This is a genomic window from Lysinibacillus sp. NPDC056220, from assembly GCF_049315265.1.
Classification (GTDB): domain Bacteria; phylum Bacillota; class Bacilli; order Bacillales_A; family Planococcaceae; genus Lysinibacillus; species Lysinibacillus pinottii.
The window spans coordinates 260,332-272,427 of the sequence record NZ_JBMOXD010000002.1; the positions used below are offsets into that span (position 1 = coordinate 260,332).

Here is a 12,096-nt window from a genome sequence, read left to right on the forward strand (position 1 = left end):
GCTAGCTTTGATTTAGTTTCATTTTTGGAACGTTTGCCTTTGTATTCACAAGTGTCATAGCCAGTTACTCACTATTCGAGTAACTGGCTATATGAATAAGCTATAAAAGGAAGTTGAGTTAAAACTTGTTCTCGTTTAGAGTGGCCTATGTAGAAAATCCTATTAAATTCATCTTAAAAAGAGTCGGGCATCCTGATTATCTACATACTAAAACATTCCATAGACAATTAATCTAGCGCTTTCCTTTTTGTCATAATGAGTATAATCCCCCATGTTAAATATAGAATACAAGCCCATATAGTGCTATACAATAATACCGATATAGAGGTCGGTGCCCACACCTTAATAAATGCCCAATTTAAACCGCCAAGTAAAACTTCTGGTGCCAGAAAAATTGCGATTAACATGCTGGCAACAAGCATTGAATGGAGAGTTAATAATAGTATTCTCTTGGAAGCAAGCTTTGTCAATTGGCGTTGTTTTTTATAAATGCTTGAGGTCATTTTGATTACAAAATAGCAAAAGATTAGACTGATTCCTATAATAATGATACTTATAATCGTGGCGATTTTATCCAACTTTTGATAGCTGTTAGTATGTAGAGGAGTTGTTGTTTTACCTTCCCACAAATCCATAATCCCTTGTCCAATAGCAGTTGTCGAGCTTGTATTCATATTGGCTAAGATGGCTACCCCTATTTGCTCATCGGGCTGCATGATGAAATACGATGTAAAGGTTGGATTTTCTCCAGCATGGTAAATGTATGGCTTGTTTTCTTTTTCAACCACTGCCCAACCGGTAGCATAATAAGTATTTGTATCAAAAGGTTCTACCGTTTGGTCAGGGTTATGTGATTCTTTAATGGTTGTAGCATCAATTGAATAAATTTCACTATTGCCTAACTGTAATTTCAACCATTTTGCGATATCATTTGCGTTACTGATAATATAGCCAGCAGGGATATTTCCACGGTAAATAGGTGGTGTAAAAGGTAACTCTCTCATAAGTCCTATTTTATAACCAGAAGCCATATGAGGGAATGCTACTTGATGAATTCCTACAAACGATTGATACATACCAATAGGTTGTAAAATCTTCTGTTTGACATATTGATCATAGGGCAGCTTAGTTACTTGCTCTATGATTAGTCCTAACACATCATAATTAATAGTTGCATACTCAAAAGAACTTCCTGGTTTTCTATTTAATGTTTGATCTAGTAATGTTTTGACCGTTAATTCAAGGGCGTTTTTGGCTGTGCTTTCTGGAATTTGAACAATTGAATTAGAAGGAATTCCACTTGTATGCGACAGTAACTGCTGAATTGTTATGATTTCCTTTTTTCCATTATAGGTCAATGTTAACCATGGGATATACGTTTGAATATCATCCGAACGCTTTAGTAACCCTTGTTTTTCCAATTGAAGAATGGCAAGGCCTGTAAAGGCTTTAGATGTGGAGCCTAGCTCAAAAAGAGTATCTGAAGTGACGGGTGTTTTTGTTTTTATATTTGCATACCCAAATCCCTTTTGATATACGGTTACCCCCTTATCGACAATAGTGACAGAAAGGCCGGGGATTTTACTAATGGCTTGTTGCTCCTCAATAAAGAGTTCAATGTTACGAATTTTGTCATCAGATGCTGCATGCGCAAATTCTGGTAGCATTGTACAACATACTAGCATTACAGTCATCATCACAGTTTTTTTAATAAATTGTGTCATGCTCATTTCTCCTTAACTTATAAATTACTTGTTTCAACAACGATTACTATAACAAGCAAATTATGGTCAAACCATCGATTCACATGACTATTCAATGGAGTACATGACAATTTTGTCATGTACTAGAAAAGGGCTACTCCTTATAGTGAATAGGAGAGCCCCAAAAACATTATTTTGTTTGTTCTGGAAGTAAATCGTTACCGTGAATGATTAACTTCGATGCTGAGATTAGAATGTCTCTATTTGCCGAATAATAGGGATCTAAAATTTGATAGAAGGCTTCCCATTGGGCAGCAGCCTTTTCATCTTCACCTTTTTGATCTAAGGCATTTGCTTCCTCATAGAGCTGTTTTAATTTTGTGTAATCCGATTCGCTAATGTCAAATTCGATGTCTGACATATATTCTTCAAAGGAAACAGGTTTGTAATATGAATTAATTATTTCATAGAATTGATCCCATAACTTGATTGAGAGCTCTTCGTTTTTATCTTTATCTGCTTTTTGAGCTTCCTCATAGAACGCCTTAAGCTTTACGAGATCCTCTTTTGTTATGTCTAAGTCCATATCAGCCATATATTGTTCAAAAGTTAGTGGAGGATATAGCTCTTGGAAGTATGGCTCTAAAATAGTAAAGATTTTATCTATTTTTTCTCCTGCCTCATCTGTTTTATCTTCTTTAGTGAATTTTACCCAGTCATTATAAAGTGCTTTAAGCTGTTCTTTATCTTGTTTTTTGATGACTATGTTTTGCTCAGAAAATGCAGCTTCGTTAATAAAATCTTCAAAAGGCTCAGGCTGCCAATTTGCTAATTCATAAGGTCTTGTAATGTTATTCATGGCCTGATAAACTCGATCCATTTCTTCATAATTCTCTTCTTTTTCTGCTTTTTTCATGTCAGTAAAGAGTTTTTCTAATTGAACTAACTCTTCTTTTGTGACTTCTTTAGGTAAGCTTTTTTTATACACATCAAAAGTATAGAAATCTGAATAATCTTCTACAATGCTTCCTTCAACAGCGATTTCCTGTCCTTCCACTAGCTTCAATTTTTCGATTTGCTTGTCAGAGAATTTGTGTAAGCCAATAAAATAATTTTTGCCGTCAGACCCTTTAATTGAGATGCCATCGCCATCAAAGTACTTAATAGTACCTTTTATTTTTTGTTCTACTTGTATAGTGACTTGTTTAGTTGTATCTACTGAAGTTGCACCAGCTTGAAGCGGGGTCATTACGGCCATTCCTAGTGTTAATGCGGAAGCTAAAATCCATGTTTTCTTAAACGGTTTTTTCATCTTTATTCATTCTCCTTTAGGTTAACTTCTGTTACCAATTATTAGACGTTTTACCAAACAAAAAAGTTTTATCTTTTTAAGAAAAATTTGAAAAGAAAGAGTGTTTTTTTTAAGACAAAAGAGCAACTCCTAAAATGGGAATGTCTCTTTTACAAAAAAATAAAAGCGTTGATTTTCACTACAGCGGTCGAGCTGTAGCACTCTAAAAAGATAAAAACCATCGAGCGTGAACTTTTCGATGGTTTTGGTCAATAATTTGAGGCATTTTTAAGTGAGCCTCCTTTATATTTCATCCTGGAAATAAATCTTATAAAATTTTCGATTTGTTGCCTCATCATAGCCAACTTCAATCAGTTCGTCTATTTGATCGATATGCTGAATATTGACTTGAATTTCAATATTGGAATCAAGCTTTATTTTACGTTTGTATTTTTTTTCAGCTTTTTCTAGTGCACTATCAGAAATAACTGTTTCATAAGGTTTGACTGCATTGACGAGGATATCTTTTTGGGTAGCATCCGCTTGATCAAATACGGTTTCGATGTAATGGTCCACTTGAAACTCATCTTCGTTTCTAAAGTAGTCCAATGTTTTATTTAAAAAGCCTAGCTTCTCTGTGTTCGAATAATTCTCTTCTTTTAAAATATACTTTTTGCATTCATTTAGCGCTAAATCTGTATTGTGATAATGTTCATCGGCTGCTTTAATGTTTAAAAATCGTTCCTGCCAGTATACGATATCCTCTTTTCGCTTCGTTTTTATAAAAACAACAGGGGGTTTCTCTTCCCCCATATCTACAATGATGGCCATATTATTAATTTTTTTCACGTTTATGCCATCAACACCATGAATGATCATCTTATTATTGTCATTTTTGACATCTAAAAACATCTCTTTTTCATCAATTTTGACAATGGCAATGACCTTTTTAACTTCATTTAATAGAAAGCAATTTTCAAACAAGCCAATAAATAGCTCTCCGCTTTTAATATTTGGGTGCTGGGATACACTGTGTAAGTGCTTCGCCATATTTTGAGATTGTTCAAGAAAGCTACTGTCCTGTTCGAATATTTTTTTTGAATAGGTAAAAACTTCATTAAGCGCAATATCTGTTTCATGGAAAAATTCATATTGCTGCTCAAGCTCTACTTTACTAAATGCAAGCTGTGTAAAGGCTGCTTCTAGCATGAGCTCTGGCTGTATATAATCCTCTTCTCCTAAAATTAGTGTCGTCTCGCTCAAAAAATGGATACTATAGTGAGCTAATTTACTTTCATTAACTTCTAACATTTATTTCACCTTCTAATTTTTCATAGTAGCTAGTATACCATATCTTATTTTCTAAATTTCAATGATTAGAAATAATAAAACGGGATGTAAGGACTTGGAAATTAATGGATTAGAAAACAAAAAATATACCCCAATGTCAGCACTCAGGCATATTGAGGCTGATTTTTTGTCATGGGAGGATGTTGATGTTTAGAAGTTTAAAATAGGACTGCTTAGATAAAAATATGTAGTAATTAATTCCTTGTGGATTGGTAAAGAGGGTGATCATCATGTGGGAAAGGGTAATATCCTATATACCACAATGGCAAGTTTTTATGCAGGGTTTTTTAGCATTCGTTATTCCATTTTTGATTTTCAAATTATTTAATGGTTTAATACTTGAAAAAAAGAATAATGGCAAGATCGACATGAAAGAATACACGAATCAAAAGGAAGTAGATCAGCCATCTAGCCAAGAAACAGTTGCCTCGCTAACGGGTGATTTTATCAAAGATTTTGAACGAATAAAACAAGAACTTGGGCATAATTGGGATGCCCACTTTAGAGAATTTCACATAGGAAATACTCATATTCGTGCGGCTATTGTTTATCTTGAAGGTCTAGCAGATAAAGGGCAAATCGAAGAGCATATTTTGACTTCGATGATGGAGCGTTTTTCGGACACATCCGCCACTGCTTTAACAGAAAACGGCAACATGCAGAACCTCATGAAAAATAATATACCTATCGGGGATGTACTAGAAGAATCAACGATGCAAGGAATAGTAAGTAAGGTATTAATAGGTTATACAGCTTTATTTGTAGATGGTATGCCTAATGCTTTATTACTTTGTACGATAAATGGCAAGACGCGTAATATAGAGGAGCCTATTTCAGAAGCGGTTGTTAGAGGGCCAAGGGTAGGCTTTACAGAAAGATTAAGTGACAATACAGCTCTTCTAAGACAGCAAGGTGAAAATCAGCAATTATCTATCATTCAGATGAAAGTGGGGAAGAGGGTAAAAAAAGAGTTAGTCATTGCCTATATGGATGAGATAGTGGATCCGGAGTTGGTGGATGAAGTAAAAAATCGGATACAAACAATCGACCTTGATAACCTATTAGAATCGGGCTATATAGAGCAGTTAATTGAAGATAATTTTCTGAGCCCTTTTACACAAGTGCAGAACACGGAGCGTCCTGATCGAGTATATGGGGCATTAATGGAGGGGCGGGTTGCCATTATATTAGATGGCACACCATTTGCTTTAATTGTACCAGTTACAATTAATATGCTACTACAATCTCCGGAAGATTATTATGAACGCTGGTTTGCAAGTTCGCTCATTCGGCTTCTACGATACTTGGCTGCTGCGATAACACTTTTTGGTCCATCCATGTATATTGCTTTTGTGTCGTTCCATCAGGGATTAATCCCAACTAAGCTAGCACTGTCCATGATGTCCACAAGGGAAGGAGTTCCATTTCCAGCGTTAATCGAGGCGCTTATTATGGAGGTAGCCATCGAAATTTTACGAGAAGCTGGACTTCGTTTGCCAAAGCCGATCGGTCCCACAATGGGTATCGTCGGGGGTCTTGTTATTGGAGAAGCAGCTGTACAGGCTGGAATTGTAAGTCCGATTATGGTTATCGTCGTTGCTTTAACCGCTATTTCGTCCTTTGCTATCCCTCAATATAACGCAGGGATTACATTACGAATGCTACGATTTGTTGCTATGTTTTTTGCTGCCATATTTGGTCTTTACGGGGTCATTCTATTTTTCCTTTTCCTGGGCAGTCATTTAGTAAAGCTGAAGAGTTTTGGTGTTCCTTATGTTAGTCCGACTGTCCCATATAGAGCAGGGGATTGGAAAGATTTTATGGTACGTATGCCATTAATGATGATGAAACGCCGACCAAAATTATTACAGCCAAAAGATTCTGTTCGTAAAGGGGAAATACGAGGAAAGGAAAGCAGTAGCCATGATTACCAGTCCAAAAGATAACATTACGACGTCCCAAACAATGGTCATTATTATTAATTATATTCTTGCAACTGGCATCCTCACCTTGCCTCGTGCCTCGGTAGAGAAGGTAAAAACGCCAGATGTTTGGATTAGTGTTTTTTTAGGTGGTCTTATCGCCATGATTGCTGGAGTGATTATCGTCAAGCTAAGTCAACAATATCCAGACAAGACATTTTATCAATACAATCAAGATATTGTTGGAAAATGGCTAGGATGGTTGATTAGTGCACTTGTCATTACTTATTTCTTTACGATTTCTGCTTTTGAGGTTCGAATAATGGCTGAAGTAACCTCCCTCTTTTTATTGGAGGGAACACCCACATGGGCTATTATTCTACCTTTCTTATGGGTGGGGCTCTATTTGGTGAGTGGTGGAATTAATTCGATCGGTCGTTTATTCGAAATTATATTTCCCATTACCTTTGTGATTTTCTTACTTGTCGCTTTTTTAAGCTTAGGAATCTTTGAAATCGATAATCTTCGACCAGTTTTAGGGCTGGGAGTCGTTCCGATGCTGAAAGGAATAAAAACGGCGACATTAGCATTTCTAGGTCCTGAGATTATGTTGCTCTTAGTGGCATTTATGTACCCATCTGATAAAAAGAAAGCAGTCAAAGTCGTCTTAGTGGGTATAGCGATTCCATTACTTTTTTATGTTATTACTGTCGTAATGGTGATTGGCGCTCTTTCCATCGAAGGGGTCATGACAAGAACATGGCCAACAATCGAACTCATGCGGAGTTTTGAAATTCCAGGATTAATTTTCGAGCGCTTTGAATCATTTTTACTTGTTATATGGATTATGCAAATTTTCGCCACCTTTACCATTACCTATTATGCTGCCGCTCTAGGGTTAGCTCAGCTTTTTAAAAAAAGTATGCACCCTTTTCTATATGGATTATTACCGATTATTTATATTATCGCGATGACACCCAAAAATATAAATGACCTTTTTAAATTTGGCGATAAGATCGGTCATGCTGCTTTATTTTTATTTGGTGCACTACCCGTAACCTTACTCCTTATATCAAAATTGAAGGGCGATAAAACATGAAGAAACTCTATCCATTTTTACGTATTTCTCTAGTAATGATTGTATCTCTCCTACTTACTGGTTGCTGGAGTAGTAAAGAGATTGAGGATTTAGGATTGATTGTTGGTACCTCATTAGATTTAGCAACAGAAGAGGCTACCACTGAGGAACAAAAAGAGGCTAAATATGCTAATAGAACGTTACTCACCGTTACGAATCAAATGGTCACTTCTGAGACAACTGTTACAGGAATGAAAGATGGAACATTACGAGAAAAGGCATATAAAAATGTTTCTGAAACAGGGGATGTTGTTTTGCCTACATTAAGAAATATGCTATTAAAGTCTGACAAACATTCATTCGCGGAGCATTCCAAGGTTACCATTATTGGCGAAGAACTTGCCAGCACCATTAACCTGCAACAGCTGTTGGACTTTTTTCTAAGAGAGCTGGAGATACGGCCAAGCGGATTGCTTCTTATTGCTCAGGGGCGGGCAAGTGAGACACTTGAAACAAATGAACCAACGAAAATTCCTGCCTTTCAATTGGTAGAGATGATGGAGGGGAATGAAAGAACAACCAAAATTTTGCCACCTATGACCATTGCAAAATTAGAGGGGAAATTATATTCTGATTCAAGCTTTTTATTACAAAACGTCGTTTCAGAAGATGGAGAAGTAAAATTTGTAGGTGCTGCTGTCATTGATGGGAAAACTAAAAAACTTCGAGGCTTTCTGGATGAAAACGACTTAGGGGGCATTGCATGGATCACGGGGAAAGGGGAAGGGGGGTTAGTAAAGGGGTTTGATAAAGAATCGGATTCACCTATCGTTTATGAAATAATGTCTATGAAAAGTAAAATCATACCAAAAATAGATGGTGATCGTATTTCATTTACAGTGAACATTCAATCGGAAGGAAGAATTGCTGAACATTGGGTACTGTCAGACAAAGCATTTAATAATAAATTTTTAAAAAAAGCAGAGAAAACAATTGAGGAAGAAATTCAACGATTAGTGATGAAAACGTCGGAAAAGCTGCAACAGGAATATCAAACAGATGTTGCAGGATTCGGCAATAAATTAAGAATAAAGTATCCAAAAGAGTGGGAAAAGATAAAAAAGGATTGGGATAAAATATTTAGTGAAGCAGCTATAAAATGTGAAGTTTCCATAACCATCAAGGATTATGGAACGTCAGGTGATTAACGTATTAATCACCTTTTTATTTATTTCTATATATTGGAATTATAGGGAGGATTATAATATTCAATAATGTCTTTGAAAGACTGGTGCCAACTGCCGCAAAGCTGTTACAGAATATGTAGAAGCCGCTAAATATGTTTTAAATTGAACAATCTGAGTTCCTTTAAATAGTTTGTAATTCCTCTTTTTAGGATAGACTTTTATCAAGAGAAAGGAGGAGGTTTCAACATGCTACAGTTTGATTCAAAAATAGTTGGAAAAGAGATAGGCTATGGTTATTTGCGAGATCATATTATTCATCGCGGTTTTACAATTGGTGGGAATTGGGAGTATCATAAAGGGAGCTTCGACGCGGTACTATGGAGAGGCGGCGGCGAAACAATATATTTACGCGTGCCCTTTATCGTAACAGCAGGGGAATTAGACAATGAAGATGCCCAAATTCGATTTCAAAAGCCGTTTGTCATTAAACATGTTGCTAACGTTGGTTTAGATTATGATGAAGGTTCTCTACTGGATGCTACAGGAGCTAGCCAGTTCCAGACACCGCTTGATAAGGATGGGCATATTCATGATAAAAGTAGATGGATTCAGGCGGGTGAACAAGTTGTAGAAGAAAAAGTACTGCCTTTTTTTATCAACTAATTAGATAAATATGTATATTCTTTCGAGCGTTCTTATGTCTTTTATCCTTCCATTTTTGGGAACTTATAATCAAAAATAGAAAATAGAATTGTCGTAAGAATTTACCAACCTTATAATAGTGGTAGCAGACAACTACTATAAGAGGTGAGTTTATGGATAAAATAGCTATAGATGACTTTTATTATTCCTATCTAAAATTACGACAAGAACGACTCATCCATCGAAAAGAAGCTTATCTTAAAGTGCTAGAGCACACAAAAACATTTGGTGAAATAATTATGTTCGAAAGTATAAAAGTAAGTAAAAGAGACGTCTAGGGCGACGTCTTTTTCTATTTCAAAAAATAGTATTATTTTTATGACAGAAAAGGAGGAAACAAAATGAGGCGAATGATTCCGATTTTACTGCTAGTCATTTTTCTATGTTTGGGCTGTACATCTACAGAGGGGAAGGATGAACGGAAGGTCATACAAGAGGAACCCTTAAAAGTCACTCCAAACGTTGAAGTAATAGCAGAGCAATTACATACACCATGGTCTATTGAAAAGAGTGATACAGCGTTATATGTAGCAGAAAGACCAGGGAATATTGTGAAGATTACGGAAGATGTAGTTGAAAGACAACAGGTTTTATTAAAGAAGGATTTGTCGTCAGCTCCAGAAGCAGGTCTCCTAGGATTTGTGTTAGCTCCTGATTTTACAACAACATATATTGCTTATGCGTACTATACGTATGAAGAGGAATCAGCGCAATTTAATCGGGTTGTGACATTAACGTTAATCGATAATAAGTGGCAGGAAACGGATCTCCTAATTGATCGAATACAGAGTGGTACATATCATCATGGTGGACGTTTAAAAATAGGTCCCGATAGCAAATTGTATGTTACTGTGGGCGATGCAACCCAGCCATCTTTAGCACAGGATTTAGATGCGTTGGAAGGAAAAATTTTACGTCTCAATTTGGATGGTTCCATACCGAATGATAATCCCTTTCCTCGTTCTTATGTGTATAGCTATGGGCATCGAAATCCGCAGGGATTAGCATGGGCAACGGATGGTACGATGTACGCAAGCGAACATGGCAATGCAGCAAATGACGAAATCAACGTGATTGAAAAAGGGAAGAATTATGGTTGGCCGCTCATGGAGGGAACAGACAAACAGCAACGAATGGTTACACCTCTATTTACTTCAGGCCCATCAAAAACGTGGGCACCCTCTGGCATAACCGTAGTGAATGATCGATTATATGTTGCGGCACTAAGGGGGACAGCGGTGCTAACATTTGATATGAGCAAGCATAAACAAGATGTACTATTATCAGATTTCGGAAGAATACGAGATGTCTTTATGGATGATAGCTATTTGTACTTTATCAGCAATAATACGGATGGACGTGGCAATCCACAACCCGATGACGATAAACTATACAGAACACCGTTATGATATAATATTTGTGAAAACATGGAATGCCATGTTGAAGGGAGAGGACTAATATGGCTAATTATCTAAAAATCGCAGTAGCAATTGATTTCTCAGAACAATCATTGAAGGCTTTAGAAAGAGCGAGTCAATTAGCGATGCAACACAATGCTACTTTGCAACTAGTGAATGTGATTGATACAAAATCTTTTGGTGCGGTGTCAGCCTATGATTTAAAATATGCAGAGGAATTGAAGAAAGAAAACAAGAGCAAAATGGCAAGCTTGGAAGAGCAAGTGGTTCAGACCGGTGTTCAAAGCGTAGAGTCAGTTGTAGAAACGGGTTCGCCAAAGGGGATTTTGACACAGCTTACGAATGTTGATTTGATTGTATGTGGAGCAACAGGGTTAAATCGAATGGAAAAAATGATGCTAGGGTCTGTAGCAGAAAAAGTAGTACGTCATGCTCATTGTGATGTATTAATCGTTCGATAATTTTACGGAAATCTTCGTCATATTTATATGGATAATAACACAACAAACCTGCTTGTCATCTATATACAAGCAGGTTTGTTTTTTATTCGATTGTTTGTGCGTTATCTACTATGTTTTGAGGAATATCAATTGTTTTAAGGTGATTGAAATCAGTATAAGTAACGACTGATTTTGTATTCATTAACAATTCATCACCTTCTACTGCCATTTTCAAATCAAAATTCATATCCATTTTGTTTGTATCGAAAGTCTTTTTATCGATGTGTAGCACATAGTTGATTTTTTCAATTGTTAGTTGATCCATAGGGTTTTCTTCTAATCCCATATCCTGCATTGATTTATTAATCTCAGAATCAATTAGCTCTTTAAATTTATCACCTTTTGCTTCTAATGTAAGGACGTATTCTTTATCAGTTTGTTCAAATGTAAAATCTTTGATGAACTTTTTAAGTTGTTCTAACTGTTCCTTTGCATCAGCAGAAGCAGCCGTTTGATCTAAAATAGCATCAAAATTCTCATCAGGAAGTTTTAACCAACTGTCTGTAGTCACATCTTTCATGAAAAGGCCAGCGTCTTTTTTCATATACATTTCAATAGGCATGTCCGTTGTTTCTTGGCCTTCACTCATCATATCTGGCATTGACATTGAGCCTGATAAATGCATAGCAAGTGGATCAACGATAATGTCCATTTCCATTTTAGAGTTGATAGAGAATTCCATAGCCTCTTCGCCAGCTCCAACCTTTGTTACCTGTGTCATGTCCATATTAGCACTAGCACTTTTAATATCAGCCTGGCGATCCACTGCTTTGTCATACACTTGTTCTAAAGTGAGTTTGCTTTTTTCGGTTGTGTCTTTCGTAGGTGTGGCACTTGAATTACAAGCAGCAAGCGTTAATGCTAGTGTTCCAACTGCTAATACTTTAAAAATCTTCTTCATTACTTTCATCTCCTATTCTTGGTAAAAAACACTATCTACTAGTA

The 12,096-nt window shown here is 36.3% G+C and carries 11 protein-coding genes; 7 read left to right on the forward strand and 4 right to left on the reverse strand.

From position 1 onward, the window contains the following. Positions 1–227 precede the first annotated feature (227 nt). The 3 genes from ACOZBY_RS06320 to ACOZBY_RS06330 all read right to left on the reverse strand — a co-directional run bounded on the left by ACOZBY_RS06320 (position 228) and on the right by ACOZBY_RS06330 (position 4,305). Positions 228–1,724 (reverse strand): serine hydrolase domain-containing protein, encoded by a 1,497-nt coding sequence (locus ACOZBY_RS06320; RefSeq protein ID WP_031419330.1) that lies wholly within the window; start codon positions 1,722–1,724, stop codon positions 228–230. Between the two features lie 169 nt (positions 1,725–1,893). Next, on the reverse strand, positions 1,894–3,015 hold the full coding sequence (locus ACOZBY_RS06325; protein WP_012295509.1) for a hypothetical protein: 1,122 nt from the start codon (positions 3,013–3,015) through the stop codon (positions 1,894–1,896). Positions 3,016–3,297: 282 nt separating this feature from the next. Next, on the reverse strand, positions 3,298–4,305 hold the full coding sequence (locus tag ACOZBY_RS06330) for a nucleoid-associated protein (protein ID WP_012295508.1): 1,008 nt from the start codon (positions 4,303–4,305) through the stop codon (positions 3,298–3,300). Between the two features lie 314 nt (positions 4,306–4,619). Between ACOZBY_RS06330 and ACOZBY_RS06335 the strand changes: the two genes are divergently transcribed. From ACOZBY_RS06335 to ACOZBY_RS06365, 7 genes are all read left to right on the forward strand, one after another. Next, the gene (locus ACOZBY_RS06335) at positions 4,620–6,290 is read left to right on the forward strand and encodes a spore germination protein (RefSeq protein ID WP_420029649.1); all 1,671 of its coding nucleotides are present in this window, start codon (positions 4,620–4,622) and stop codon (positions 6,288–6,290) included. Continuing rightward, the gene (locus ACOZBY_RS06340; RefSeq protein ID WP_198694863.1) at positions 6,268–7,365 is read left to right on the forward strand and encodes a spore germination protein; all 1,098 of its coding nucleotides are present in this window, start codon (positions 6,268–6,270) and stop codon (positions 7,363–7,365) included. Before ACOZBY_RS06335 ends, ACOZBY_RS06340 begins: the two co-directional genes overlap by 23 nt. Continuing rightward, on the forward strand, positions 7,362–8,552 hold the full coding sequence (locus ACOZBY_RS06345; RefSeq protein WP_012295505.1) for a Ger(x)C family spore germination protein: 1,191 nt from the start codon (positions 7,362–7,364) through the stop codon (positions 8,550–8,552). The genes ACOZBY_RS06340 and ACOZBY_RS06345 overlap by 4 nt, the downstream gene beginning before the upstream one ends. A 225-nt stretch (positions 8,553–8,777) precedes the next feature. Further along, a complete protein-coding gene (locus tag ACOZBY_RS06350; protein ID WP_031419325.1) occupies positions 8,778–9,194 on the forward strand; it encodes a YugN family protein in 417 nt (138 codons plus the stop codon). A 152-nt stretch (positions 9,195–9,346) separates the two neighbouring features. Then, positions 9,347–9,511 (forward strand): hypothetical protein, encoded by a 165-nt coding sequence (locus ACOZBY_RS06355; RefSeq protein WP_012295503.1) that lies wholly within the window; start codon positions 9,347–9,349, stop codon positions 9,509–9,511. Positions 9,512–9,574: 63 nt separating this feature from the next. Continuing rightward, positions 9,575–10,642, forward strand: coding sequence for a PQQ-dependent sugar dehydrogenase (locus ACOZBY_RS06360; RefSeq protein WP_036162264.1), 1,068 nt, complete (start codon positions 9,575–9,577; stop codon positions 10,640–10,642). A 50-nt stretch (positions 10,643–10,692) separates the two neighbouring features. Next, positions 10,693–11,112 (forward strand): universal stress protein, encoded by a 420-nt coding sequence (locus ACOZBY_RS06365; RefSeq protein WP_012295501.1) that lies wholly within the window; start codon positions 10,693–10,695, stop codon positions 11,110–11,112. Positions 11,113–11,194: 82 nt separating this feature from the next. Here ACOZBY_RS06365 and ACOZBY_RS06370 read toward each other — a convergent pair whose 3' ends face one another. After that, positions 11,195–12,052, reverse strand: coding sequence for a DUF6612 family protein (locus tag ACOZBY_RS06370; protein WP_031419322.1), 858 nt, complete (start codon positions 12,050–12,052; stop codon positions 11,195–11,197). Positions 12,053–12,096 lie beyond the last annotated feature (44 nt).

Coding starts and splice junctions, on each gene's coding strand:
- ACOZBY_RS06340 (WP_198694863.1), top strand. CDS start 6,268: ATGATTACCAGTCCAAAAGATAACATTACGACGTCCCAAACAATGGTC.
- ACOZBY_RS06330 (WP_012295508.1), bottom strand. CDS start 4,305: ATGTTAGAAGTTAATGAAAGTAAATTAGCTCACTATAGTATCCATTTT.
- ACOZBY_RS06355 (WP_012295503.1), top strand. CDS start 9,347: ATGGATAAAATAGCTATAGATGACTTTTATTATTCCTATCTAAAATTA.
- ACOZBY_RS06345 (WP_012295505.1), top strand. CDS start 7,362: ATGAAGAAACTCTATCCATTTTTACGTATTTCTCTAGTAATGATTGTA.
- ACOZBY_RS06335 (WP_420029649.1), top strand. CDS start 4,620: ATGCAGGGTTTTTTAGCATTCGTTATTCCATTTTTGATTTTCAAATTA.
- ACOZBY_RS06365 (WP_012295501.1), top strand. CDS start 10,693: ATGGCTAATTATCTAAAAATCGCAGTAGCAATTGATTTCTCAGAACAA.
- ACOZBY_RS06320 (WP_031419330.1), bottom strand. CDS start 1,724: ATGACACAATTTATTAAAAAAACTGTGATGATGACTGTAATGCTAGTA.
- ACOZBY_RS06370 (WP_031419322.1), bottom strand. CDS start 12,052: ATGAAGAAGATTTTTAAAGTATTAGCAGTTGGAACACTAGCATTAACG.
- ACOZBY_RS06325 (WP_012295509.1), bottom strand. CDS start 3,015: ATGAAAAAACCGTTTAAGAAAACATGGATTTTAGCTTCCGCATTAACA.
- ACOZBY_RS06360 (WP_036162264.1), top strand. CDS start 9,575: ATGAGGCGAATGATTCCGATTTTACTGCTAGTCATTTTTCTATGTTTG.
- ACOZBY_RS06350 (WP_031419325.1), top strand. CDS start 8,778: ATGCTACAGTTTGATTCAAAAATAGTTGGAAAAGAGATAGGCTATGGT.